The 24,897-nt window shown below is 36.5% G+C and carries 25 protein-coding genes and 1 riboswitch; of the genes, 3 read left to right on the top strand and 22 right to left on the bottom strand.

Annotation, left to right across the window (positions count from 1 at the left end; all coding sequences use genetic code 11):
• Positions 1-41: 41 nt before the first annotated feature.
• A riboswitch (FMN riboswitch) is annotated at positions 42-171 on the bottom strand.
• 77 nt (positions 172-248) lie between these two features.
• From RU87_RS07375 to RU87_RS07305, 15 genes are all read right to left on the bottom strand, one after another.
• Positions 249-968 (bottom strand): pseudouridine synthase, encoded by a 720-nt coding sequence (locus RU87_RS07375; protein ID WP_068163678.1) that lies wholly within the window; start codon positions 966-968, stop codon positions 249-251.
• On the bottom strand, positions 955-1,530 hold the full coding sequence (gene scpB / locus RU87_RS07370; RefSeq protein ID WP_068163681.1) for an SMC-Scp complex subunit ScpB: 576 nt from the start codon (positions 1,528-1,530) through the stop codon (positions 955-957). The genes RU87_RS07375 and scpB overlap by 14 nt, the downstream gene beginning before the upstream one ends.
• Positions 1,523-2,269 carry a segregation/condensation protein A gene (locus RU87_RS07365; protein ID WP_068163684.1) on the bottom strand — a complete coding sequence of 249 codons (747 nt, stop codon included), beginning with the start codon at positions 2,267-2,269 and terminating at the stop codon, positions 1,523-1,525. Before RU87_RS07365 ends, scpB begins: the two co-directional genes overlap by 8 nt.
• 15 nt (positions 2,270-2,284) lie before the next feature.
• Positions 2,285-3,004: a site-specific tyrosine recombinase XerD gene (gene xerD, locus RU87_RS07360; RefSeq protein ID WP_167373832.1), complete on the bottom strand. Its 720-nt coding sequence runs from the start codon at positions 3,002-3,004 to the stop codon at positions 2,285-2,287.
• A complete protein-coding gene (gene cbpB, locus RU87_RS07355) occupies positions 2,985-3,452 on the bottom strand; it encodes a cyclic-di-AMP-binding protein CbpB (protein WP_068163689.1) in 468 nt (155 codons plus the stop codon). Before cbpB ends, xerD begins: the two co-directional genes overlap by 20 nt.
• Complete coding sequence (locus RU87_RS07350; protein WP_068163692.1) at positions 3,449-3,967, bottom strand: metallophosphoesterase; 519 nt, start codon at positions 3,965-3,967, stop codon at positions 3,449-3,451. Before RU87_RS07350 ends, cbpB begins: the two co-directional genes overlap by 4 nt.
• Positions 3,968-3,974: 7 nt before the next feature.
• Complete coding sequence (locus RU87_RS10000) at positions 3,975-4,904, bottom strand: nucleoside-triphosphate diphosphatase (protein ID WP_082782187.1); 930 nt, start codon at positions 4,902-4,904, stop codon at positions 3,975-3,977.
• Entirely contained in the window at positions 4,901-5,695 is a 795-nt protein-coding gene (gene racE, locus RU87_RS07340; protein WP_068163694.1) for a glutamate racemase, read from the bottom strand. The genes RU87_RS10000 and racE overlap by 4 nt, the downstream gene beginning before the upstream one ends.
• 128 nt (positions 5,696-5,823) lie before the next feature.
• Positions 5,824-6,060 carry a YneF family protein gene (locus RU87_RS07335; protein WP_068163696.1) on the bottom strand — a complete coding sequence of 79 codons (237 nt, stop codon included), beginning with the start codon at positions 6,058-6,060 and terminating at the stop codon, positions 5,824-5,826.
• 68 nt (positions 6,061-6,128) lie between these two features.
• Positions 6,129-7,376, bottom strand: coding sequence for a diaminopimelate decarboxylase (locus RU87_RS07330; protein ID WP_068163699.1), 1,248 nt, complete (start codon positions 7,374-7,376; stop codon positions 6,129-6,131).
• Positions 7,377-7,426: 50 nt separating this feature from the next.
• Complete coding sequence (gene trmFO / locus RU87_RS07325; RefSeq protein WP_068163702.1) at positions 7,427-8,773, bottom strand: methylenetetrahydrofolate--tRNA-(uracil(54)-C(5))-methyltransferase (FADH(2)-oxidizing) TrmFO; 1,347 nt, start codon at positions 8,771-8,773, stop codon at positions 7,427-7,429.
• 182 nt (positions 8,774-8,955) lie between these two features.
• Positions 8,956-9,921, bottom strand: coding sequence for a sensor histidine kinase (locus RU87_RS07320; RefSeq protein ID WP_068163704.1), 966 nt, complete (start codon positions 9,919-9,921; stop codon positions 8,956-8,958).
• Positions 9,918-10,574: a response regulator transcription factor gene (locus tag RU87_RS07315; RefSeq protein ID WP_068163710.1), complete on the bottom strand. Its 657-nt coding sequence runs from the start codon at positions 10,572-10,574 to the stop codon at positions 9,918-9,920. The genes RU87_RS07320 and RU87_RS07315 overlap by 4 nt, the downstream gene beginning before the upstream one ends.
• Before the next feature lie 115 nt (positions 10,575-10,689).
• Positions 10,690-12,654, bottom strand: a complete 1,965-nt coding sequence (locus tag RU87_RS07310; RefSeq protein WP_068163712.1) for an FtsX-like permease family protein — start codon at positions 12,652-12,654, stop codon at positions 10,690-10,692.
• On the bottom strand, positions 12,654-13,406 hold the full coding sequence (locus RU87_RS07305) for an ABC transporter ATP-binding protein (RefSeq protein ID WP_068163716.1): 753 nt from the start codon (positions 13,404-13,406) through the stop codon (positions 12,654-12,656). Before RU87_RS07305 ends, RU87_RS07310 begins: the two co-directional genes overlap by 1 nt.
• A 256-nt stretch (positions 13,407-13,662) precedes the next feature.
• Between RU87_RS07305 and RU87_RS07300 the strand changes: the two genes are divergently transcribed.
• Positions 13,663-14,874: a hypothetical protein gene (locus RU87_RS07300; RefSeq protein WP_068163718.1), complete on the top strand. Its 1,212-nt coding sequence runs from the start codon at positions 13,663-13,665 to the stop codon at positions 14,872-14,874.
• Positions 14,875-14,894: 20 nt separating this feature from the next.
• On the opposite strand, the gene pheA is transcribed toward RU87_RS07300, so the two are convergent.
• The 4 genes from pheA to RU87_RS07280 are packed head-to-tail and all read right to left on the bottom strand — an operon-like array spanning position 14,895 to position 18,164.
• A complete protein-coding gene (pheA, locus tag RU87_RS07295) occupies positions 14,895-15,722 on the bottom strand; it encodes a prephenate dehydratase (RefSeq protein WP_068163721.1) in 828 nt (275 codons plus the stop codon).
• Positions 15,719-16,204: a shikimate kinase gene (locus RU87_RS07290; protein WP_068163724.1), complete on the bottom strand. Its 486-nt coding sequence runs from the start codon at positions 16,202-16,204 to the stop codon at positions 15,719-15,721. The genes pheA and RU87_RS07290 overlap by 4 nt, the downstream gene beginning before the upstream one ends.
• A gap of 59 nt (positions 16,205-16,263) precedes the next feature.
• The gene (gene ffh / locus RU87_RS07285; RefSeq protein WP_068163727.1) at positions 16,264-17,784 is read right to left on the bottom strand and encodes a signal recognition particle protein; all 1,521 of its coding nucleotides are present in this window, start codon (positions 17,782-17,784) and stop codon (positions 16,264-16,266) included.
• A gap of 50 nt (positions 17,785-17,834) precedes the next feature.
• Positions 17,835-18,164 carry a putative DNA-binding protein gene (locus tag RU87_RS07280; RefSeq protein WP_068163728.1) on the bottom strand — a complete coding sequence of 110 codons (330 nt, stop codon included), beginning with the start codon at positions 18,162-18,164 and terminating at the stop codon, positions 17,835-17,837.
• Positions 18,165-18,395: 231 nt separating this feature from the next.
• Between RU87_RS07280 and RU87_RS07275 the strand changes: the two genes are divergently transcribed.
• Complete coding sequence (locus RU87_RS07275) at positions 18,396-19,094, top strand: response regulator transcription factor (protein ID WP_068163731.1); 699 nt, start codon at positions 18,396-18,398, stop codon at positions 19,092-19,094.
• Positions 19,078-20,658: a sensor histidine kinase gene (locus RU87_RS07270; RefSeq protein ID WP_082782188.1), complete on the top strand. Its 1,581-nt coding sequence runs from the start codon at positions 19,078-19,080 to the stop codon at positions 20,656-20,658. The genes RU87_RS07275 and RU87_RS07270 overlap by 17 nt, the downstream gene beginning before the upstream one ends.
• A gap of 63 nt (positions 20,659-20,721) precedes the next feature.
• On the opposite strand, the gene RU87_RS07265 is transcribed toward RU87_RS07270, so the two are convergent.
• From RU87_RS07265 to glpK, 3 genes are read right to left on the bottom strand one after another with little or no spacing between them, the layout of a single operon-like run.
• Positions 20,722-21,438 carry an MIP/aquaporin family protein gene (locus RU87_RS07265; protein WP_068163734.1) on the bottom strand — a complete coding sequence of 239 codons (717 nt, stop codon included), beginning with the start codon at positions 21,436-21,438 and terminating at the stop codon, positions 20,722-20,724.
• A 4-nt stretch (positions 21,439-21,442) separates the two neighbouring features.
• Positions 21,443-23,275 (bottom strand): type 1 glycerol-3-phosphate oxidase, encoded by a 1,833-nt coding sequence (gene glpO, locus RU87_RS07260; protein WP_068163737.1) that lies wholly within the window; start codon positions 23,273-23,275, stop codon positions 21,443-21,445.
• 15 nt (positions 23,276-23,290) lie between these two features.
• Positions 23,291-24,787: a glycerol kinase GlpK gene (gene glpK, locus RU87_RS07255; protein WP_068163740.1), complete on the bottom strand. Its 1,497-nt coding sequence runs from the start codon at positions 24,785-24,787 to the stop codon at positions 23,291-23,293.
• Positions 24,788-24,897 lie beyond the last annotated feature (110 nt).

Genomic DNA, 24,897 nt, shown 5'->3' with positions numbered 1-24,897 from the left:
TTATTTTAGAAGACTAAAAATACCATATGACTATGGCTGTTTTTTGTCTCCTCTTTATCCTGACTTTAACAGTTGGTATCGGAATCTCACCGATTCGGGCTCAAGCAATTAAGCTTAAGCTTCATGGACTTTACCACCAGTGGGGAAACGACCCCCGCCCTGAAGACACTCTAACTATAACAAAAGACCTGCTGATTTGCAAGTCTTTTGATTTATTCATATAGATACATAATTAAATTTATGTAAACTTAATTACCTTTAGCTGCATTAACAAGTTGACTCACTTCTTTTTTTGATAGTCTACGGAATTCACCAGGTTGTAACCCAGTTAGGCCTAATGTCCCGTATTGGATACGAGAGAGTTTTTGGACAGGTAACCCAATTGCTTCAAACATCTTTTTAACTTGATGGTTACGTCCTTCATGAATCGTTAATTGCACGACAGATTTTTTAGATTTAATATCTTGCTTGATAATTTGATAAACGGCTGGTTTTGTTTTACGGCCATCTATTTTGACCCCTTGTGTCAGTGGGCGCAAGTTTTCTTTAGTCGCTTGACCTTCTACTTTAGCAACATACACTTTTTCGATTTCATGGCGTGGATGTGTCATCAGATTTGCGAATTCCCCATCATTTGTTAGTAGAATGAGTCCGCTAGTATCCCAGTCTAGTCGACCTACAGGATAGATTCTTTCAGGAATATGGTGAAAGAAATCTAGGACTGTTTTACGATCTTTTTCATCAGAAACTGAAGAAATAACACCACGAGGTTTATTGAGGACATAATAAACTGGTTCTTCTTTATAAACCTGTGCCTGTTTGACTTCTACAGTATCACCTGCTTTGACTTGATAAGATAGATCAACCATGCGTTCACCATTAACGGTAACCTCACCTGCTTTGATCAGCTCTTCTGCTTTACGTCGACTTGCAACCCCTGCATGTGCTAAATATTTATTGATTCTCATTGGTCATTAATTCCTTTTCATTGAAAATATCGACATCGTCAATATTCATAAGTGATTCTTCGTTTATCTCAGGCAGTGCGTCAAGACTGTTAATGCCGATATAATCTAAGAAATGGCTTGTTGTCGCATAGATATTTGGATTACCTATGACTTCTTTTTTACCCACAACTTCAATCAAATCAAATGCTTGAAGCGTGGTCATGGTACCAGATGAATTAACACCACGAATCTGATCAACCTCTAAACGAGTTAAGGGCTGTTTATAGGCAATAATTGCTAACACCTCTAAGGCTGCCTTAGAAAGCGACTGATTCATCGGTGTCTTAGCATAATGTTGTAAGAGTGTTTGAAAGTCAGCTTTGGTTGCTAATCGGTATTTACCTGCTGTTTCTATGATCGTCAGAGCAGACAGGGGATCCTCTTGATATTTCTCTGAAAGTTTATCTAATTGTTGTGTGACGGCACTAGGCGTGATCGTTAATAGACCAGATAAGTCTCTAAGTGATAGTCCTTCTTCTCCAGTCACAAAAAGGAGCGCTTCAAGTTCAGCAGTTTTATTCATGACTGACCTCCATTTCTGTCCTCGTTAGCATAATCTCATCGAATGCTGCAGTTTGATGAAAGAAAAGCAATTGATTTTTGATCAATTCCAACATGGCCAAAAATGTGGTCACGATTTCATCTAAAGAGTTTGATGAGTGAAAAAGAGATGAAAACCCACAGCTACTAGTGGTCTCAAATACAGTCAGAATCTCTTTAAGCTTATCTTCAACTGAAAATTCATCAGAGTTAATCGTATTATGATGATCTTGAAATTCTGCTTTTTTTCGCTGAATTAGCGTTGAAAATGCAAAATACAAATCTAGGGCATCTTTATCAGCTAAGAGCGTGACATTTTCCGCCAATATTTCAGTCTTAGCTTTAGAATAAAAATGACTACGTTCACTATGTTTGTCTGCTAATTGTAAACTCAAAGCTTTATATTTACGATACTCATCAATCTGCGTTAAAATTTCTTGTTCCAAATCTATCGTCTCTTCTTCGAATGATTCAGATACAGTTGGCAAAAGTCTACGCGATTTGATCAAGACTAATTGACTAGCAATGACTAAGTATTCAGACGCAAGATCGAGCGCATGATCTTTCATCATATCTAAGTATGATAAGTATTGGGTAATGACGTCAACCAAAGGTACCTCATAAATATCAACCTTATATTGGTTGACAAGGTGAAGTAATAAATCTAGAGGACCTTCAAAGTCCTGTATTTTAATGTTAATTTCGTTTTTTACATAATTCATTTTATGTAAACTCTCTTATCTGTAGTATTTATCAAGAGTGTGAATTGATTTTAATCCCAGAAGCTCAGCTAATTCATAGATGGAAATATGTTCAGAAACACGTTGCAGTATATACTGCTCTCTTAAGTCTTTTGCAGTTAATGCTGTTGTTTTTTTGAGTTCATAGTATAAAAACTGTCTAGATTTTGAGAATAACTCATCAGCGTTTTGGAGTGGTCGTACAATTCTGGCAAATCTATCTCTGATCGGCAATACTCGGGTCAGTCCTTTATCTTTTACTGTCAAAATCTTGAAATCCCAATCAAATTCATGCCATCTGAGTGCTTGAATTTCTGATGGTTTCAAGCCAAATTCTACGATTAACAACAAGATAAATTCTCCAGGTGTTTGCAGTTTTTGATAAAATTTAGAAAAATCCAGTAACTCTGGCAGTTTCGTCTGGCGGGTGATGTGTTGTTCATCCTGTATAGTTACTGGTAATTCAAAGAATTGGTCGATATCACCACTTTGATATAGATATTTTAGAAAGCGATTGATATGTGTAATTTTTCTATGCTGTGAGGCTGGTGCTAATTTTTGTAAGTCAATCTGAAAAAGTGTTAATAAAGTTTGTGTCAGCGGCCGTTCATCTAAGAACTTGACGAAAGCACGCAAATCATAAAAATAAGCCAACTTTGTATTTTCAGATACAGTTTGTCGAGTACTGATAAAAGTATTAATCTTTTTTTCGTTCAACAATGTCATAATCCTTTGTAAAAGTATGTGCAAACGCATTAAAAGCTTTTAGTATTTCCTGACGTGGGATAATACCATAGAATTCTCTACCTTGTAAAACAGGTAAAAAAGGTTCACTCACTAATAGATGTAAAATATCTTCTAATTCGTAAAGTTTCTGAACTGTCGCGACATCTCTATCAACAATTTCTGAAATCTTTGTCCGATCTGATTTTTCATAGAAAAAATCGTGCTGGATTTCAAAATTGATGATATCAGTCCATCCTAAAATACCAACAAACTCATGGTCTTGGTTGACGACAGGGACTTTAGAATATTTATATTGGCTGAGTAAAATCTTTGCATGAGATACATTATGCTCACTTAATAAAACTGCGACTTCACTGGCAGGTTTTAAAAATGTATCGCTTTGTTTCATCAAGAAAGACTCGATATGTTTGTCAATCATTTGTTTACCCTCGGTACTTCAAACGCTAAGCCGTCTATTGGCTGATGTGCTAAATCAAGGTAAGTAATGACATACGTATCAGGAGTAACCTCTAGTTTAGCATACATTTTAGTTTGGTATTGTCCTCTAGGCTGTGCCACACTGCCTGGATTGATACACAAGACACCTTCTTCGACACGCACGATTGGTGTATGAAGATGACCAAAGGTTGCAACTGGGCAATGGTTTTCGGTTGCAGTTTGTGCCAAGTGTGATAGTGTAAATCCGACATTATAGAGATGACCGTGTGTAGCAAAAATAGAGATACCATCTGCCGTTAAGACAGTAGATTCTGGAAACCCATTATCAAAATCACAATTTCCTCTAACAACTGACACACCTTGCCATATGGGATCTGTAGCAGGAAATTCAGAATCCCCACAATGTATGATTAAACTTGCATCATGTTGATATTTTGTTTTAATGTTGTCTATTGCTTCTGATTCTCCATGAGAATCGCTCATAATAATGATCATAAAAACCTCAACTATTTTGCCATTCTGGCAATTTTTTTAATAAGTTTTGTAGGGCAATTGCACGATGTGATCGTTTGTTTTTCTGTTCCAATGTTAATTGAGCAGCTGTTTTACCTGTCTCATCATCGACAAACAATGGATCATACCCAAATCCATTCTCACCCTTTGGTATGGTTGCGATTGACCCTAACCACTCCCCTTCTACGACTAAAGAGGGTTTATCGGGTTCAGCAACGACTAATGTCGTATGAAACTTCGCTGTCCGTCTTTCTGGCGTTACTGCCGTACTTGCTAGTTCATGTAATAGTTTTGCATTATTGGCTGCATCAGTTGCGTTAATACCAGCAAATCTAGCTGACCAAACACCAGGCAGTCCTCCTAATACATCGACCATCAGACCGCTATCATCTGCAAGCACCATCTCACCAGTTAATTTAGCAATCGTCTCAGCTTTTAATCTAGCATTTTCTTCAAAGGTCATGCCTGTTTCTGCTACGTCTGGTAAGTCTGGAAAATCATTAAGATTTTTTATAGTATAGCCTAGTGGGCTAAACAATGCCTTAAATTCTTTTGTTTTGCCTTCATTTCTCGTTGCAATGAGTAACGTTTTTTCAGTAGTCTGTGGCAAGCTAATTGTTTCAGAGTGAATTTGTTTGCCTGCCAATTCGACAGTCAATGCTGACGGCGTGAGTTCGTAGTGATACGGTTCAGTTGTGATGTCAACCAAAACTTGAAAGAACAAGTCAATCACCTCTGCTGGTGAGTCATCAACAGCAATCACTTTCAATCCTTTATCATGAGGAAAGTATTTAAAAAACAAACTAAAGATAGGTATTTCAAGCGGATCACCAAAAATATTTTCAATGATCAGCTCTCTCTTATCCTCAAGTACATAGGCAAATAATTGTTTAGTTGGATGTTGATAGAGTTTTGTCATAATCTAATTGTCCTTGAATTTACTGGAATATGCAACCAATTTTCTGCAATAGCATCAAATGATTGTGCACTTGCTGTTGTATAAAATTGGTGGGCTTTAGCTAAAGTGGTACGTTCATGATTAATTTCAAAATAATTCAGCAATACTGAGATATCTCTGACACATTCTGCCCCACTATCTATCAATTTCACTGATTTTCCCATCACATTTTGGATAATCGGCTTTAAAAGTGGATAATGTGTACAGCCTAACACCAGCGTATCTACCTGAGTTACTAAAGGGGTTAGCGTCTCATAAACAACTTTTTTGGCAACACTAGAGTTAATCTCATTTGACTCGACGAGTGGCACAAATTTAGGGCAAGCAAGTGAATGAACGACTAAGTTAGGAGATAATAAATGAATTTTTTTCTGGTAGATATCAGATCGGATTGTCATTTCTGTGCCAAGAATACCGATTTTTCCGTCTGTTGTCGCTTTTATGGCTGCACTAGTACCGGGAAGTATCACTCCTAAAACAGGAATATCAAGCTTTGCTTTAACCTCTTCCCATGCTACTGCTGTTGCTGTATTACAGGCAAATACGATCATTTTAACATCTTTAGCTAATAAAAAGTTAACTAATTCCCACGTAAAAAGGCGTATTTGATCAGCAGGTCTAGGCCCATAAGGGGCACGGCGTGAATCCCCTACAAAAATGATTTCTTCATCAGGTAGTTGTCGCATCAGTTCCTTAACAACTGTTAAGCCGCCAACTCCTGAGTCTAAAAATCCTATCGGGCGGTTGTCCATATAGATTACCTCACAAAAACAAAAGCTGAGACACTCTCAGCTTTTTATAGATACCTCTAGGAAAATCACACATCCAATTATGATGTGCATGTCCTGATATGTGTCAGTAGAGATACCTTATTCTACACTTATTTTTTAGTATCAGCTTGCTTAGCAGCAGCACGAATTTGACGAAGTACTTGTTGTACTTGTGTTTCGCTTGGTTTACGTCCCATAGAACTCATCATTGTACGAACAGCGTCTTCATTTAATGGTGGGTTTTCCATCAACATTTGTTTCACTTGGCGACGGCTCATGAACAATCCACCAGCAAAGCCAGCTATGGCAGCAATAACAATTAATAAAATAGCAACTACGATTGGCATTTTTTATCTCTCTTCTTTTATTTATTCACTTAATTATATCAAATTTTACATAATCTGTCTATTTTCGATTAGAAATCAAACCCATACAAGGTTGCAAAATAATCTTCAGGTTTCTCAGCACGACGAATCAGTCTTGTTGACCCATCTTCTTGAAGCAAAATCTCAGCAGATCGTAATTTTGCATTATATTGGTAACCCATAGAAAACCCATGTGCACCAGTATCATGAATGACTAACAGATCACCAACTTCAACTTCTGGGAGCGGTCTTTGTTTGGCAAATTTATCATTATTTTCGCATAATGAACCGACAACATCATAGACATGAGTCTCTGGTAATGTTTCTTTTCCTGAAACAGTAATATGATGATATGAGCCATACATTGCAGGGCGTAAAAGATTGACAGCACTGGCATCGACACCAACATAATCACGATAAGTCTTTTTCTTGTGTAAGACACGTGTGATCAAATGACCATGAGGAGCCAGCATAAAGCGACCTAACTCAGTATATAATTTGACGTTTCCTAATCCGTTAGGTGTTAAAATACTCTCATATGCTTGTCGAACGCCTTCACCGATCGTCATAATATCATTTGCCACTTGATCTGGTAAGTAATTTACCCCGATACCACCTGATAAATTAATAAAATCGAGTGTGACACCAGTCTCTGCAACAACTTCTACAGCCAACTCAAATAGTTCTTTAGCAAGTGCAGGATAATAATCATTAGTCACTGTATTGGATGCTAAAAATGAATGGATACCAAACTTTTTCACGCCTAAGACTTTTAAGTCTTTAAAAGCTTGAATCAACTGCGCTTTTGTCATGCCAAACTTAGATTCTTCTGGATTATCCATGATGTCAGTACCAAGTGAGAAGACACCACCTGGGTTATAACGGCATGAAATTGTTTCTGGAACACTGGTCACATCTTTTAAAAAGGCGACATGCTCATAAGCATCTAAGTTAATCGTTGCGCCTATTTCTCTAGCATATTGAAATTCTTGAGCAGGTGTATTATTTGAAGAAAACATGATATCTTCACCCTTAAACCCAAGTTTATGTGACATCAATAACTCGATTTCAGAAGCACAGTCTACACCACAGTTCTCTTCTTGTAAAATTTTTAAAATCGCTGGGGTCGGCGTTGCCTTCACAGCAAAGAATTCTTTAAATCCCGCATTCCAACTAAATGCATTGTTTAATGCACGAGCTTTTTCACGAATGGCTTTTTCATCATACAAGTGAAAAGGGGTCGGATATTCCTGGATGATTTCTTCAAGTTTTTCTTGTGTAACAAAAGGTAATTTCATGATTTCTCCTTAACGATCACTGTAGTTTACATAATTTTTATTATGTCATATTAAACAGATAAATAGGGTTGCAATGCTTTAAGTGCTCGATCAGCAACTGCAGTATAGCGTTCTTTTTTATCTCGAATACGCTCACCTTCGAGTTGCTTAATAATCCCAAAGTTGACATTCATCGGTTGGAAATTTTTACTATTAGCATGCGTCACATAGTAAGGTAGTGCACCGATAGCTGTTGTTTCAGGGAAGATGACTTCTGCTTCTGATTTAAATAATTTAGCAGCATTAATCCCTGCAACTAATCCTGATGCTGCTGATTCTACATAGCCTTCTACGCCTGTCATTTGACCTGCAAAGAAAAGATTATCTTGTTTTTTAGATCTAAATGTTTGTGTCAGTAAGTTTGGTGAATCCATATAAGAATTACGATGCATCACACCATATCTGACAAATTCTGCATTCTCAAGTCCTGGAATCATCCTAAAGATGCGTTTTTGTTCTCCCCACTTAAGATGCGTTTGGAAGCCGACGATATTATATAGACTTGCGGCAGCATCATCTTGACGAAGTTGAATGACAGCATAGGGGACATTTGTTTCATAGGTTGTCCCATCTCGTTTTGTGACAGTATAAGTTTCGTTTGGATTCTCTAAACCAACAGGTTTCATGGGACCAAACAACATCGTTTTATAGCCACGAGCAGCCATAACTTCTATCGGCATGCAGGCTTCAAAATATTTGTCTTTTTCGAAAGCATTTAACTCAGCAACCTCAGCATTAACCAGCGCTTCCTGAAATGCAGTAAACTCAGCTTTTGACATCGGCGCATTTAAGTAGGCTGCTTCACCTTTATCATAACGCGATTTAAGGTAGACTTTACTCATATCGATCGTACTGACGTCAACGATAGGCGCTGCTGCATCGTAGAAATAAAACCCATCACCATCATTTAAGGCGTGAATTTTTTCAGCTAAGGCATCTGATGTTAAAGGGCCTGAGGCGATGATTGTAATCTCGTCTGTAGGTAGCTCAGTTATTTCTTGTCTAATGACTTCAATTAATGGATGGTTGCTAATCTTGTGCGTTACAGTTGCAGCAAATCCTTCGCGGTCAACGGCTAATGCCCCACCTGCTGGTACTTTTGTTTCATCAGCTGAATTGATGATGATACTGTCTAGCTGACGCATCTCTTCTTTTAAGAGGCCGACTGCATTCGTAATTGCATCGCCACGTAGAGAATTCGAACACACAAGTTCTGCAAAATCAGTTGTTTTATGCTGTGGTGTTGGCTTAACACCACGCATTTCATAAAGTTTGACTGGTATGCCACGTTTGGCAATTTGGTAAGCTGCTTCAGAGCCAGCAAGACCTGCTCCGATGACATTTATATGATTAGACATAAGTAGTTTCCTTTTTAATTACTTTATTACTTCTCATTATTATAGCATATCTGCTAAACTGATACTATGGTTTGCCCTTATAAAAACACGAACTAGTGTGAGCTAGCTCGTGTTTTTATATCGCTCTTCAACAAAGGGGACGTGTCTTGCGAGTGTCACTCTTTGACCATCGCTATCTTATACTATTTTATATCGTGTGGTGTAATGGTCACCTCTGTCCCTTGATCGATTTGACTAGTAATCTTAATATCAAAATTAAGTTGCTTTAAAATATCTTTTGTGAGGTACAGGCCTAACCCAGTTGATTTTTGCATTTTTCGGCCATTAAATCCAGTAAATCCATGATCAAAAATGCGTGGTATATCTTCTGGCAAGATACCTATACCTGTATCCGAAATCAGGATACCTTGATCTAAAACGATGGCAACACTACCTTTTTTGGTATATTTAACCGCATTATTAATCAGTTGTTCAATCGCAACCGTTAACCATTTTTTATCACTAGTTACTTGATAAGAGCCTGTCACAGTTACTGACAAGTCTTTTAAAATAAATTGGTTGGCATATTTTTTGATGATGACATGTATGATATCTGCCATATCAAAAGTTTCAAATCGAAAATCTGTCGCTGTATGTTGTAGCCTTAAATAACTTAACAAGATGTTTAGGTAATTATCTAGTTCTAATACTTGATTTTCGACATCAGAAGCTGTTAGGCGATTTGTTTGTACCATCAAATCTAACGCTGATAATGGCACTTTCATCTGATGTGTCCATAAAGTGGTTAAATCCAGTAAACTTTTATCAAAGCTCGCGAGTTGTTGATAGTTATTGCGATGATAGTGATCAAGTGCCACGATAATTTTTTGATAATCTTGACTAATCACACGAGTATCTGTAAAGGTTGGCAGTATCTCTACTTCCACAGTTGATAAGAACTGATGTAAACGCAAGAAGCGAACAAACGCAGCTAATTGAAACATCAAAAATAAAAGCAAGGGTGTAAAAAGAGCTACCCAAAAAAAGTCTAAATTTAAGCCTTGCAATAAAAAAATAAGGATAATCATGCCTTCTAAAACAAAGAAGCAGATAAATTCGCTAGCTTGTTCAGCACAAAATTTAAAATATAACCCTAATTGTTTTCTCATTTCACGACATACCCCACACCTTGTATTGTGTGAATCGCATCAAAATGTAGTGGCGCTAATTTTTTTCTAAGTCGACTCATATTAACGTTCAGCGTATTTGCATCTATATAGTCATCACTTTCCCATAATTTTTTTACGATGACTTGCTTATCTACCACACTACCTGCTTGCTCAAGTAATATTTTTAGGATGACTGTCTCAGTTCTAGTTAAAGTAACTTCATTTTGACCATCAGAAAAAATACCCGTCAAATCTAATTTAAATTTTTCATACAAAATATGATCCGTTTGTAATTTAGTGCGCCTTAGCAATGCATTGATTTTAGCTATCAAGACTTCCACTGAAAAAGGCTTACTGATAAAATCATCAGCACCCATATTCATTGCCATGACCGCATTCATCTCATCAGTCGCGCTTGAAATAAAAATAATCGGTACTTGACTGGTTTTACGAACTTCTGTTGTCCAATAAAAACCGTTAAAATAGGGTAAAGTGATATCCATTAAAATCAAATCAGGCTGGTATTCCTGGATTTCTGATGTGACCGCACGATAATTTTCAGTTGCTGCGACCTTGAACTCTTCTTGTAATCGATCATGTAGTAATTTAACAATCGTTGCGTCATCTTCTACTATAAATACTTTATCTAACATACTACTATTCTATCAAAATAATGATATAAAACGATAATAGAGTCGTAAATAGTCGGTCTGTTAGAATCATATACATGCAAAAAAACACCTTAACAAGTGTTTTTTCATTTGTGCGTTATCTTTCGACAATCCGATAATAGATTTTTGACGTTTTGCGATAAATCAAGAAGTAAATAAGTGTAATAATAATGATAGTTGAGATACTAACAGTTATAATAATGGACATATTTGTGACGCCAAAAAGTTTGATTAATTTTGAAATCATGACAAAGGCAGCAGCAAAATGAATGATACTAACGATTATTGGCATAAAGAAAACAACCAGAACTTGAGAATTAATCGTCTTTTTGACTTCATTTTTAGTTAGACCAATCTCTTGTAAGATCCTATAACTTCTTTTATCTTCTGCACCTTCTGAAATTTGTTTATAATAAATAATCAAAGCCGCACCTAAGATGAAGGTAATACCAAGTATAAACCCTATAAATAGAAATCCACCAGTTAACCCGTTCATGAGCTCTTGAACTTCAGTTTTCGTTGATACGTTAATCTTATCTGTATTTTTAGTGACTAAATCACGTTGTTTTTTTTCAGATATATTTAATAAACTATCCGTATTAATAGGTGATTTAACATTTTGTGCACCGCCATCAGACATCTCTGACTTATTATTAACATTAAACAACTCATTTAATTTGATAAGTTCTTGTTCATTTTTCACAACAAACACGAGTGAAGTTGTAATGGCATAATTACTAGGTAAATTTTTTAATTTGGATGATGCTTTTATGATAGAAAGGTCTTCACCATACCAGCTCATTGATTTTGCATTTACTTTACCTAGTACAGGATACATCACTAGTTGATTATCTTTTAATTCTGGAATAGTATTGCCCAATTTTACCATATCATCTCGCGTAACAAATAATAGTGATGCCATATTATCTACCGGTGCTTTTTGAGATGATATGTTAATATGATCTGCGGTATCGCTATTAAAAGTCGTTTGGATCAAAAAATTAGAATATGTTGATAGGTCATGATTCTCTAATTTATTGTCTTTGATAAAGGCATTTAAACGATTCTTGTTTTCTGAAATTGATCCTGTATATGTTTTAATATCTGTGTTTTTAGGAAATAAATCTTTGACCACATCTTGCACACCGATATAGAGTGCTAGCGAAGTTGCGATAGTCACAAAGGTCATCGTTACTAAAATTGTAATATTAGCAAGTCCTACTGCATTTGTTTTCATTCGATAAAGCATACTACTTGTCGTGATGAAATGCTCAGGTTTATAATAATAGGCTTTATTTGCCTTTTGACGTTTTAAAACAAAGATAGTTACGCCCATATAAAGTAAGTAAGTACCGATGATAACGAGTAGCGCAGCTATGAAAAATATAAAGAATGCAACTAATGGATTTTTAATTGTCAGTGCTAAAAAGTAAGCAGTACCAAGTAATAACAAGCTCAAAACAGATATGATGACTCTACCACGTGGTTCTTTTTCACTACGACTATTATCTTTTAAAAGACTGATAGCAGAATGTCTGCGAATCGTGATCAAAGCAAATCCCATCAGTAAGCAGAAAATAATAGTAAAAACGATTACTGAAAGACTAATTGCTATCGGAGAAATACCTAAATTAAAATAGTTTGCCCCAATAATTTTGACAAATACTAAAAATAGGAATTGAGATAAAATGATGCCAATAATTGCTCCCGTAATCACAGTAATGATCAAAGCAATCAATAACTCCCAGAAAGAAATTGTTGAAATTTGACGTTTATTTAATCCTAAAATATTATATAAACCAAACTCTTTCGTTCTTTGTTTGAGTAAAAATCGATAACTATAGCTAACGATGATCACCGAAAATACGATGACAATAAAAAGTCCTGCAAACATCATGAACTGCGCATATTGTGCGCCTCGTAGTTTGTCCACTCCTTTAGAAAAACTGATATTTGAGATGATAAATGTCATGGCAAACATCACTGTTGTTGCTAACAGAAATGGTGCAAAAATACCTAAGGATTTTTTGATATTTCGGATGGCAAGTTTAAAATAAAACATTATTTACCTCCCAATATTGTCGTCATTGTTGACATAATATCAAGATTAAACTCTCTTGGTGTTTTTGAGCCTCGGTAAAGTTGATGAAATATTTTACCATCTTTGATAAATAAAACTCTTCCTGCATGACTCGCTGCTAAACTGGAGTGTGTGACCATAAGCACTGTCTGACCATCAGCATTAATATGTTCAAATAGCTCAAGTAATGCATCCGAGTTTTTAGAGTCTAAAGCTGCTGTAGGCTCATCTGCTAAAATGAGTTTGGGATGTGTAATTAAGGCGCGTGCGATCGCAACACGTTGTTTTTGACCGCCTGACAACTCAAACGGTTGTTTATCCAATAAGTCTGAAATACTGAGTTTAGGTGCCAACGCTTCGAGTCTTTCTACCATTTCTATATAGGGGTGTCTTGCTAGTACTAAAGGTAGAAAAATATTATCGCGAATACTCAAGGTATCCAGCAAATTAAAATCTTGAAAAACAAACCCTAGATGATCACGTCTAAATTCTGCTAACTGGGCTTCTTTTATAGCACTAATCTTTTTATTTTCTAGAATAACGTCACCATTACTTGGTTTTTCTAAGGTGGCTAAGATATTAAGTAAGGTTGTTTTACCACTACCGCTTTCTCCCATAATTGCAATATATTCCCCTTCTTCTGCTGTAAAACTAACATCAGATAGTGCGGTCGTTTTTTCCTTTGAAAAACGGGTTTGAAAAACTTTTTCTAGATGATTGACTTGTAAAAACATGATAAATTTCTCCTGTAGGTTTAATAATTTTATAGTTCAATAATGCTGCTGTCATCAACTGACAACGCTAATACTTATTCATTATCTCATAAAGATGTTGTCTTTTTATTACAGACTTTATGTCATTTCTTACAGTCTTGTAAGACAGTTTATTTAGCCTACTTTGTATGGTCGCTCAGCCATTTTTGCTGTTTTCATTAAAAAAACTATCGACTTAATAGATGAGTTGCTTTATAGGATATGCTATACTATAGCTATGAACCTCAATTTACAGATACCTGACGATTTATATGATAAATTAGCGCGTAATAATGACATGGGCGCAGTTTTATCACCTGATACTCTCGTAATAAAAGCAACAGACAACACAAATACCTATCAAAATACAACGATCCGATGGACCTTATTACCCGCACTGATTAGTGGTCTTGTAGCATGGCTTATTTTTGCTATGAAGCATATACGACTTGTTCCACTTGTATCAGATACTTTTTCCATTAGCGAAGTTGGTGCTTTTTTGGGTGTTATTTCAGGCTTGATAAGTTTTATTGTGACGTTAACATTTAGTCGAGGGATTGCTAGTTTTTCAACTGGTCGACTCACACGTATTAGAAACTTTATAACCTTAACTACCGCACATACGATTCTACTTTATGCCTTTTACTCACTCTTTTTTTATGTCATCGACTTTGCTTTTATTGGGGCACAATTTGATGCCTTTACTGCTAGTTGGTTGATCTTAATCATTGTCGCGATTGGTAATTATAGTATGATCTACTCAGCCTTGAGTTTGACATTTGCTCGAATTACAACCATTTTTTCATTGACAACAATTGGTGGTTTATTTTTATCAATGATCACCAATACCAATCCTAACTGGTGGCAGATCAATTTTAGCTTTCTAGGTACTCAAAATGCAGGTAATAAGTGGCAATTTAACATGACACTCATCTTTTCCGCGTTTTTGATGTTAACGCTAACTGATTATATTTTTGGTGACATCATTGATAAAAATAAATTATCTAAACAGCTTTATACCAAGTTGACGATATTAAGAGTCCTATTTGGTTTAATTTGTCTATCACTTGGCTTAATTGGCACATTTGAAAATGTGGCTAATTCATGGTTACATACTGCACATAATTTTGCTGCAAAATCTATGGTAGTCCTGATGTTAGTCATCATTTTATTACAAAAATATCTAGTCCCGAATATCTCAAAAGAATTTTTAATCTTATCTTATACCTTTGCAGGATCTATGGTTGCCTTGATTGTTTTATTCATGGGTGTTCATTATATTTCATTAACGGCTTTTGAAATACTTGGATATGGACTAGGGTTTACCTGGTTAATACTTTGCTTACAAAATCTTAAGCAGACACTGACTCCCCCTATAACGTATAACATAAAATTGACTGGGGACAAACATATTGTGATCGTCAAAAAAACTAATGACATTTCAGTATAGTCATTAGTTTTTTTGATGCGTTACATTTTATATACTTTGTATCTGCCTAATTGTTTAACCGTGACACCAAGTTTTTCAAGCGCATTTAGCAGATAAAGATAATCACCAGAATAAACAGCATCTACTAAGAAGAAATATTCTCCAAGAAATGTCTTTAATGGGCGTGATTCTATTTTAGATAGATTAATACCAAAATCAGCAAATACTTTTAAGGCCTTATACAGGGCACCAGGTAAATTATCTGGTAGCGTCAAAGCCAATGTAATTTTTTGGGTATCCGCCACTAAATTTAACTGTGGTCGCGTTTTTCCTAACACCCAAAAGCGTGTATAGTTTTCATGTATTTCTTGAATATCATGGGCGATAATAGTTAAGCCATATTCTATGCTACTGGCTACAGGTGCAATAGCTGCAAAAGGTTTATTAGGATGTTGTGCAACAAATTGTGCTGCATATGCTGTACTGTCAGTCGGTTCAAGTTTGACACCCGGCATATGTTCCTGAATATATTTTAAAGATTGGGCAATCGCTTGTGGATGTGAAAAGATTTTCTCTATCTTCTTTTGATTATCTGTTGCCATGAGCTGTTGTCGAATGGGTAAGATAATTTCTGCCTGTGTATGTAGGTTATCAGCTTGTAGAAAGAGATAATCTATCGTTTGATGTACACTACCTTCAATAGAATTTTCCACTGGGACAATAGCAAAGTCAACCAAATCCCTCTCATAACTTCTAATCACCTCAGTGATTGTTTCAAAAGGGATTAACTCATGTTGATCTTCTGGAAACGCAGCCGTTGCAGCTGCATAAGTAAATGATGCTTTAGGTCCTAAAAAGCCGATTCTCATAATTGAATTTCCTTTACAATCTCCTCAGGCGTTTTGTCTGTCACACAAATCTTATGTGTGGCGACAGCGTCATATAAATCTGCTCTATGCTGATAGATATCAAATAGCTCTTCACGTGTACGTGATATGGCTATTGGCCGGATATTTTCTTTGTCAGCTAAAATACGCGCATAGAGTTTATCAAAGTCACCTTCTAGATAGACAACATTTACATCTGCATCTTTTAAAAATTGTCGGTTTTCTTCAGACATGACGATACCACCGCCAGTTGAGATGATTTGATGGGTTGTTGATACACTTTTTAGCGTTTCAGTTTCTAATTCACGAAACTTGGCTTCACCAAACTGTTCAAAAAAGTCAGAAATAGACATACCAATTTTTTCGACAATGACCGTATCAAGATCAACAAAGTCATCTGCTAGTAATTTAGCAATCGTCGATTTACCCGACCCCATAAATCCGATCAAAAAAGTTGGCTTCATGTATACTTATATCCTATCTCTTTCATCTCACAAGGCATGGCAAGCCATCATCTTGTGCACTATTTTTTCTTTTTCTTGCCTTTTTTAAGTTTTTTCTGAGCACGTTTCATGGCAGCATTCATCGCCATCTTACCGACTTTACCTTTAAGACCACCACCAAACATGGCACTCATATCAGGCATACCAGCTCCACCCAAATCACCTAAAGCGCTCATGTCAGGCATACCTCCTGGCATATTGGGCATATTGCCCCCCATATTACCAAGCATAGCATTCATATCACCGTTCATGATACCACTCATCATCTTTTTAGACTCATTAAACTGCTTGATCAGTTTATTCACTTCGATAAAAGTATTCCCTGATCCAGCAGCAATCCGTCTACGGCGAGATGGAGATAGAATATCAGGATTTTCTCGCTCTTCTGGTGTCATAGATAAGACCATCGCCCGTTTTCTAGCGACATCTTTTTCATCTATTTTCATATTAGCAGCACCTGGAATTTCAGACATACCAGGAATCATTTTCATGATTTCGTCTAATGGTCCCATCGATTGAACCTGATCAAGTTGCTCTATAAAATCATTAAAATCAAAGCTGTTTTCGCGCATTTTTTCAGCCATTTTTGCTGATTGCGCTTCGTCAAATTGACCTTGTGCCTTTTCGATTAATGTCAGCATATCCCCCATACCGAGGATACGTGAGCTCATACGATCTGGATAAAATACTTCGAGATCCGTTAATTTTTCACCAGTACCAACGAATTTAATTGGTTTACCAGTAATCTCACGAATAGAAAGGGCAGCACCACCACGTGTATCACCATCAAGCTTAGTGATGATAACACCCGTGATATCTAAGGTTTCATTGAATTTTTTAGCAACATCTGCAGCTACCTGACCAGTCATCGCATCCACAACTAACAGGATTTCTGTTGGCTGAGCGACAGCTTTGATCTGAATCAACTCATCCATCAGTTTGTCATCTATTTCTAGACGACCTGCAGTATCGATTAGGACATAATCATTTCTTTTTTCAGCGGCTAATGCTAACCCATTACGCACAATCTCTACAGGGTTAACATCAACTCCTTCATCATAGACAGGTACATCAACTTGTTTACCAACTGTTTTTAACTGCTCAATTGCAGCAGGACGATAAACGTCAGCTGCGATCATGAGGGGACGTGCGTTATTTGTTTCTTTAAGTCGTTTAGCTAATTTACCTGCAAACGTCGTTTTACCGGCACCTTGTAGCCCTGCCATCATAATAATCGTAGGGATTTTAGGTGACTTACCTAATTCGACTTCTCCACCACCAAGAATCGTTGTTAATTCTTCATCAACAATTTTGATGACTTGTTGTGCAGGTTGTAGCGCTTCAGATACTTCAACACCAATTGCACGTTCTCGGATATTTCTGATGAATTTTTTAACAACTGGTAAGGCTACGTCGGCTTCTAATAAAGCGACACGAATTTCTTTAGTAATTTCTAAAACATCGTTTTCAGTGATTTTTTTCTTACCACGTAAATTTTTAAAAACACCTTGCAACCGTTGGGTTAAATTTTCAAATGCCATGATTTTTTTGGTGAGCCTAAAATCAGCTCAACTTCTCCTTTTTTGTATGTCTATTCATTTTCTAAACTTTGTAATAACTCAAGTTGTTCAGATAAATATGTATCATCACTATATTTAGTCAAGAGATCAGATAGAATTTGACCACGTACAATATAATCAGAATACATATGTAGTTTTGTTTCATACGTTTCTAATACCTTTTCAGTACGCTTGATATTGTCATAAACGGCTTGACGTGTGACGTTTAACTCTTCAGCTATCTCAGCAAGTGAATAATCATCTGCATAATATAGTTCGATATAATTCATTTGTTTTTCAGTAAGCAAAGTCGCATAAAACTCAAATAAGGCGTTCATGCGATTTGTTTTTTCAATTTCCATTCTTTTATTATACCAAAAATATCAGATAAACTCAGCAATATACAGGATAAACATTTACCTCTTTTAGAGTTGATTATTTTGATTTGCTCATACTTTTTAAAATTAAACAAGATTATTATGTGATATTCATGACATATTAATCACTAGTTTTTGTAAAAAAATAGGATTATATTTGTAAAAAAATACCAAGATAATCGAATTTTACCAGGACTTTTCTGTTATAATCTAAATATGAAAACAATTTTGATTGCTGACGATGATCGTGCGATTTTAGCACTATTATCTTATACATTCGAGTCAGGTGGATTTAAGGTAACGCTTGTCTCAGACGGAGTAGAGGCTTTATCACTTGCACGTAAACAAAGTTTTGATCTTATCTTACTAGACATGATGATGCCTGGTTTATCAGGTCTTGCTGTTACTGAGCAGTTAAGGCAACATGGCAATTATACGCCAATTATTATCTTAACAGCACGTGATGATGATGATCTTAAAATCACTGGCATCAACGCTGGTGTCGATGATTATCTAGATAAAACGACACCGCAAAGAGAGATTATCACGCGAGCCAATGCGTTGATTAGGCGTAATCAGGTCTATCATAAGGCAACTCAACCTGATGTCGTGCCTACTGCTTATGAGTTTAAAGACTTAAGCATTGATCTGAAAACAAAAACAGCAACACTTGAAAATGAAAAAGTGTTATTGTCAAAACGAGAATTTAATCTCCTCGTTTTTTTGATTCAACATCAAGATATTATCGTTAGTCGTGAAGCAATTCTCACTGAATTTTGGGGCGAAGTTCAAGATTATGAAACACGTGTTGTAGATGTCACCGTTAGTAACTTGAGAAAAAAATTAAACAACAGATATATTAAAACTAAAAGAGGATTTGGGTACAGATTCATTGAAGATGAAACAATTAAATAATAAATTTAACAAGTCTAAGCTCCTACTTTTTTCTGGTGTTTATCTCTTAACAACAGTTGTGATGATTATCTTTTTAACGCAACATACCTTGAAAATAGATACCGATAACTTGACAGTGCGTGCTTATGCGGTTGCTGATATTTTAAATAAAAATCCGCAAACTAAATTTGATGATTCAGTCTTAGTCTTGCCTTTGTCTACTCAGTCAAAAGCAGTAGAAAATATCAAAAATGGGGCAAGATTTACACGTTCACTGACCCAAACATCTATGACAGTAACCATACCAAATTATCAGGATGCTGTTTTAAAAAATTATATCCAAATTACACGTGAACGCTCTTCAGATAGTGCTGTTAATGGTATCATTATTGCCTTTACAACAATCATCTATCTGATATGGATTTATCAACTATATACCAGTGCTAAAAAACTACATCAGTTTGAGACAGACACCATTGCTAAGATTAAAAATATTCGACGCAGTCCCCTAACTCAGAGTTATCTAATCTCTGAAAATGATGATAAAGTGACAACTGCATTAAATCATCTAGGAGAAAGTATTCAGCATAAAGCTGAGAGTTCTACTCCTGCTAAGAAAAATTTATATGAATTCATCGAACTTTTTGAATTTCCTATCTTCATTTACGATCTAAAAGGGACAATTCGCCGCAGTAATGCTAGTTTTAAAAATGAATTTGCTGATACAAAAAATCTAGACATCTTCAGTCCCTATAGTGATGTTTTACAATTTTTAGTCAATAAAATGCTAAAACCTGGTCAACAAGAACAGACGTTTTATTTTGAACAACTCAATGCCTACTATACGATGAATGTTCGACCGATCCAGTCTCTTGATCATCGATTAATGGTGACAATGATTGATGTCACTACCTATAAAGCTACCACAATCGCCCATAATGACTTTATTGCTAATGTCTCACACGATTTAAAAACGCCATTAACAGCTATAGCTGGTTTTGCTGATATTTTAGTGAATGACTTAGATAAACTCTCTACAAGTGATGCCAAGGTATTTGCTAAACATATCGTTAAAGAAACTAAGCGTTTATCTACTTTGGTTGCTGATACCTTAGAAATGACTAGACAACCACTACATCTCAAAAAGACGAAATTGAATCTATCCACACAGATAGATGAGGTATTAACTAATTTTGAGTTTGCGATTAAAGATAAACAGCTAACGCTCACTAAACAATATGATGCGAAGCTTTATTTTAAATCTAATGAAAAACATCTCTATGCCATCCTAAAGAATTTGATAGAAAATGCGATTAATTATACGCCTGCAGGTGGTAAAATTTTCATTTCTGCTAGTAAAATCGACAAAATAGTAACGTTTACCATATCTGATAATGGACCAGGATTAACGGCATTAGAAACATCCCGTATATTTGAAAGATTCTATCGTGCAGATCATACTAGAGATTCAGAAGGTACTGGACTAGGACTTGCTATCGTCAAAAAGAATTTAGCAGAGCTTGGTGGACATATCGATGTGGTCAGTGTTCTTGATAAAGGCACAACATTTACGGTCACTTTTTAAAATGAAACAAATGAAAACATTCTAGACTACTGTCCAGAATGTTTTTTTAGATAGCTTAAGCACTTATTTGATTAAGGTAAATAATGCAACAGCTAATCCCCCACCAACGATAGGGGCAATGACTGGAATCCAACTGTAAGCCCAATCTGAGTCCCCTTTATTTTTCATCGGTAAGATGAAGTGAGCAATTCTAGGACCTAGGTCACGAGCTGGGTTGATAGCATAGCCAGTTGTCCCACCAAGTGATAAGCCAATAGCTAAAATTAACCCACCAACTGCAAAGACATTTGACCCTTCTGCAAACTTATTCGCACCAATCGCTAATAAACCAGTTACAAGAACAAAAGTGCCAATCACTTCTGAGATAAAATTAGCAGGATAATGACGGATGGCAGGACCTGTTGCAAAGGTACCAAGTATTGCCCCTTTATCCGTCGTGACATCCCAATGTGGTAGATAAGCTAACCAGACTAAAATGGCACCCACGATACCACCCAATACCTGGGCAATGATAAACGGTAAGACCAAACTAGGACTAAGACTACCATTCATCGCCATCGCAATCGTTACCGCTGGATTGAGATGTGCAGGTCCGTTCAGCCCAGCTACAAAAACGGCTATCGTAACTGCTAATGCCCAACCAAACGCAATCACGATCCATCCTGAATTTTGCGCTTTACTTTTATTCAAATTTACTGCCGCACAAACGCCATCACCTAATAAGATAAGAATGGCTGTACCAATAAATTCACTAAAAATTTGAGTCATTTCTGCCGACATTTGCTTACCCCTCTTTCAAATCGATCAAATCTGATGTATGAATGACTTTGTTGAGTGAATCCAATTGCTGCGTTTTCTCATCATCTGTCCAACCATAGTAGTCAGCCATAGCATCGACTACAGGCAGTTTTATCGCATCTAAACGATCACGTTGGAACAATATATGGTTTGTTCGTCTCATCAAATAATCACTTGGTGTCAACGCCATCTCAGCGTCCATAGCATAACGTAGCATAGCTGATTCTGCTAAACTTAACTGTGCATAGGCAGGATATGATTTAGCAAGTTTAAAGATAATTAACGCATTTGTACCATAAAAATCTGCAATATAAGTTGCTTCGTCACTAGATAACCCTGCATCTATTCCGATCAAAGCATTTTGTTCTACTGTTTCTGCTACTTTTTCTGGATCAAAATCTCCTCCAGAAACAGCATATGTTTTAGAATTAATCGCTTGATAGACTTGCCCAAATTCATCAGCTAACACTTTTTTGATCAACTCAATAGCTCCCTCAGCCATTTTTCTATAATCAGTAATTTTGCCGCCTGATAAACTAATGAGATGATCAGGTTCTCGTTTGAGAGAACTGCCTCGTGATACTTGAGATGGTGATAATTTTTTTTCAGCGCGCGAATTTTCTAAATGATTCAATACGTCTTCAACTTCTGCTCTGCTTACTTTATTAGCTTTGAATTCACCGATGATATTGAGTACGTTGTCAAAACTTTGATCTGATAAACTGCCGTTATCTCCCCCATTATAATCAGACCCAGCATTTCCCATCAAAAGTGGACGTAATCCTGCCCATGAACTTTCTATATCATCGATCGTTAAGTTAGCCTCAGGATAACGCAGATTAATCACATCTAGTAAATAATCAACATCTTCTTGTGTGACTTGTGGATTTTCATAGTTACCATCATAATCGGTATCTGTTGTACCAAAATAAGTCTTATTTTCTCTTGGAATTGCAAAAACCATACGTCCGTCTTGTTTTTGTGTATCAAAATAAGTGGGTTGTGGGACTGGCAATTTTTTAGCATCTACAACCAGATGTACACCTTTTGTCGGGCGCATTTGTGGGATAACGGCTCTTGTGAAGTTTAAATTACGAATCTTATCAACCCAAGGGCCGCTTGTGTTGATAACGACATTTGCTTTAATCTCAAATACTTTTCCAGTTAACTCATCACGCGCTTTAACTCCAATAATTTTATCGCCTTGATATAAGAAGGCCGTCGCCTTAACACGACTTGCCAAGTAAGCTCCATCATGTGCTGCTTGTTTGATATTTTCAATAACAAGTCTGGAATCATTGTTGCGAAAATCAAGATAGACACCCGCACCTTGTAACCCTTCTTTTTTGATATAAGGTTCACGTGCTAGAACTTCCTTAGCAGTCAAAGTATAGTTTTCATACTTTGTCCCTGTAACACCTGCTAAACGATCATATAAATCCATGGCAACTTTAACAGAAAACATATCAAAAGTTGTTGGTCCCTCATCATTATAAATCGGCAATAACATCGGATCTGGTTTAGGGATATGTGGCGCTATTTGTTGGACAATAGCTCTTTCTTTGACAGTATCAGATACCACCTCTACATCAAATGTTTTAAGATAGCGAATACCACCATGTACTAATTTTGTTGATCTTGACGAGGTACCTTCTGAAAAATCTTGCATCTCAATCAAGCCTGTTTTGATTCCTGATGCTGCTGCCTGTAAAGCAACACCCGCACCTGTAATCCCGCCACCAATGATGAGCAGATCAAGTTGTTCTTGAGCTAGTGTGTCTATCGTTTCTTTGCGTGTCTTAATTGAAAATTCTACCATTTTGACTCTCTTTCCTTATCTAAATGTCCGTGTAGCTGTGACAGCTTTTTGCCATCCGTCATATAATTTTTCACGACGCTCTGAAGTCATATCTGCTTCAAAAACTTTTCCTGCTTCATAAAATTCTCGGATTTCATCTGTATTTTTCCAAAATCCAACGCCAAGGCCTGCTAAAAATGCAGCACCAAGTGCAGTTGTTTCAGCGTTTTTACTCCGTTGAATTGGAATATCTAGTAGATCTGATTGAAATTGCATCAAGTAATTATTTGCAGTACCACCACCATCTACTTTTAAAATTGGGATTGCAATCCCTGTATCCTCTTGCATGGTATCAACGATATCACGAACTTGATAGGCAATAGATTGTAAGGTCGCCTTAATTAAGTCATTTTTAGTTGTCCCGCGCGTCAAGCCAAACATTGCACCGCGTACATCTTGATCCCAATAAGGGGCACCAAGACCAACAAAGGCTGGTACGAGATAAACCTCATCATCATTTTGAGACGCTTTTGCGGCTGCCTCAGAATCACTAGCCTTCTCAAGTAATTCAAGGCCATCTCGAATCCATTGAATTGCTGAACCGGCAACAAAGATACTACCTTCCAAAGCATAATTGACTTGACCATTTAGACTATAGGCTACAGTTGTGAGTAGATTATTTTTAGAAAAACTTGGCGTATCCCCAGTATTCATGACAATGAAAGAGCCAGTCCCATATGTATTTTTCACCATACCTGCTTCAAAAGCCATCTGTCCAAACAAGGCTGCTTGTTGATCTCCAGCCATACCTGAGATTGGTACTTCACTACCGTAAAAGTGAAAACTCTGTGTCATTCCATAAATTTCAGAGTTTGAGACTAATTTAGGTAACATCACTCTCGGAATATTGAGTAAGTCTAAAATCTCTGCATCCCATTCTAGTGTTGTTAAATTAAATAACATGGTTCTACTGGCGTTAGAGAGGTCAGTGACGTGTGATTGACCATCAGTTAATTTCCATACCAACCAAGTATCAATCGTCCCAAATAATAATTCACCCTTATCAGCACGTTCCTGTGCACCTGGTACCTGATCAAGGATCCAGCGAATTTTAGTTGCTGAGAAATAAGCATCAATCACCAACCCGGTTTTCTTATGAAACCACTCGCTCTTTCCATCTGCTTTTAGCTTGTCCGCAATCTCTGAACTCTGTCTTGACTGCCACACGATAGCATTATAAATAGGTTTACCAGTATCTTTTTCCCATATCACAGTCGTTTCGCGTTGATTCGTAATCCCGATACCAGCAATTTGTGTCGGTTTAATCCCAGACTCGATAAAGGCTCCAGCTATAACAGATTGGACTGAATTCCATATTTCATTTGCGTTATGTTCTACCCAACCTTCTTGCGGAAAATATTGTGTAAATTCTTTTTGGGAGCTGCCAATTTTTTGACCTGACTTATCAAATATAATCGCACGTGAGCTTGTGGTACCTTGATCAATTGCCATAATGTACTGTTCTTCTACCAAAATAATCCTCCATTATCTAGATATCTACTGTTAAAGATATGATATCACACCTACTACACAACGTCTGTGATAAGCTAATAACTCATGGGGCATACCCTGATGCATCATTA

Origin of the sequence: Pseudolactococcus plantarum, from assembly GCF_002441715.1 — a bacterium.
GTDB lineage: Bacteria > Bacillota > Bacilli > Lactobacillales > Streptococcaceae > Pseudolactococcus > Pseudolactococcus plantarum.
The sequence above is the reverse complement of the archived record's forward strand: the minus strand, read 5'-3'. Positions and strand labels throughout refer to the sequence as shown.

Excerpts from the sequence above, each read along its gene's own strand:
- RU87_RS07280 (WP_068163728.1), bottom strand. The coding sequence starts at position 18,164 with ATGGAAATTGAAAAAACAAATCGCATGAACGCCTTATTTGAGTTTTAT.
- racE (WP_068163694.1), bottom strand. The coding sequence starts at position 5,695 with ATGGACAACCGCCCGATAGGATTTTTAGACTCAGGAGTTGGCGGCTTA.
- scpB (WP_068163681.1), bottom strand. The coding sequence starts at position 1,530 with ATGAATAAAACTGCTGAACTTGAAGCGCTCCTTTTTGTGACTGGAGAA.
- cbpB (WP_068163689.1), bottom strand. The coding sequence starts at position 3,452 with ATGATTGACAAACATATCGAGTCTTTCTTGATGAAACAAAGCGATACA.
- RU87_RS07320 (WP_068163704.1), bottom strand. The coding sequence starts at position 9,921 with ATGAGAAAACAATTAGGGTTATATTTTAAATTTTGTGCTGAACAAGCT.
- RU87_RS07270 (WP_082782188.1), top strand. The coding sequence starts at position 19,078 with ATGAAACAATTAAATAATAAATTTAACAAGTCTAAGCTCCTACTTTTT.
- RU87_RS07315 (WP_068163710.1), bottom strand. The coding sequence starts at position 10,574 with ATGTTAGATAAAGTATTTATAGTAGAAGATGACGCAACGATTGTTAAA.
- RU87_RS07305 (WP_068163716.1), bottom strand. The coding sequence starts at position 13,406 with ATGTTTTTACAAGTCAATCATCTAGAAAAAGTTTTTCAAACCCGTTTT.
- RU87_RS07265 (WP_068163734.1), bottom strand. The coding sequence starts at position 21,438 with ATGTCGGCAGAAATGACTCAAATTTTTAGTGAATTTATTGGTACAGCC.
- ffh (WP_068163727.1), bottom strand. The coding sequence starts at position 17,784 with ATGGCATTTGAAAATTTAACCCAACGGTTGCAAGGTGTTTTTAAAAAT.
- RU87_RS07335 (WP_068163696.1), bottom strand. The coding sequence starts at position 6,060 with ATGCCAATCGTAGTTGCTATTTTATTAATTGTTATTGCTGCCATAGCT.
- RU87_RS07300 (WP_068163718.1), top strand. The coding sequence starts at position 13,663 with ATGAACCTCAATTTACAGATACCTGACGATTTATATGATAAATTAGCG.
- RU87_RS07275 (WP_068163731.1), top strand. The coding sequence starts at position 18,396 with ATGAAAACAATTTTGATTGCTGACGATGATCGTGCGATTTTAGCACTA.
- RU87_RS07365 (WP_068163684.1), bottom strand. The coding sequence starts at position 2,269 with ATGAATTATGTAAAAAACGAAATTAACATTAAAATACAGGACTTTGAA.
- RU87_RS07330 (WP_068163699.1), bottom strand. The coding sequence starts at position 7,376 with ATGAAATTACCTTTTGTTACACAAGAAAAACTTGAAGAAATCATCCAG.
- glpO (WP_068163737.1), bottom strand. The coding sequence starts at position 23,275 with ATGGTAGAATTTTCAATTAAGACACGCAAAGAAACGATAGACACACTA.
- RU87_RS07375 (WP_068163678.1), bottom strand. The coding sequence starts at position 968 with ATGAGAATCAATAAATATTTAGCACATGCAGGGGTTGCAAGTCGACGT.
- trmFO (WP_068163702.1), bottom strand. The coding sequence starts at position 8,773 with ATGTCTAATCATATAAATGTCATCGGAGCAGGTCTTGCTGGCTCTGAA.
- RU87_RS07350 (WP_068163692.1), bottom strand. The coding sequence starts at position 3,967 with ATGATCATTATTATGAGCGATTCTCATGGAGAATCAGAAGCAATAGAC.
- pheA (WP_068163721.1), bottom strand. The coding sequence starts at position 15,722 with ATGAGAATCGGCTTTTTAGGACCTAAAGCATCATTTACTTATGCAGCT.
- RU87_RS07290 (WP_068163724.1), bottom strand. The coding sequence starts at position 16,204 with ATGAAGCCAACTTTTTTGATCGGATTTATGGGGTCGGGTAAATCGACG.
- RU87_RS07310 (WP_068163712.1), bottom strand. The coding sequence starts at position 12,654 with ATGTTTTATTTTAAACTTGCCATCCGAAATATCAAAAAATCCTTAGGT.
- RU87_RS10000 (WP_082782187.1), bottom strand. The coding sequence starts at position 4,904 with ATGACAAAACTCTATCAACATCCAACTAAACAATTATTTGCCTATGTA.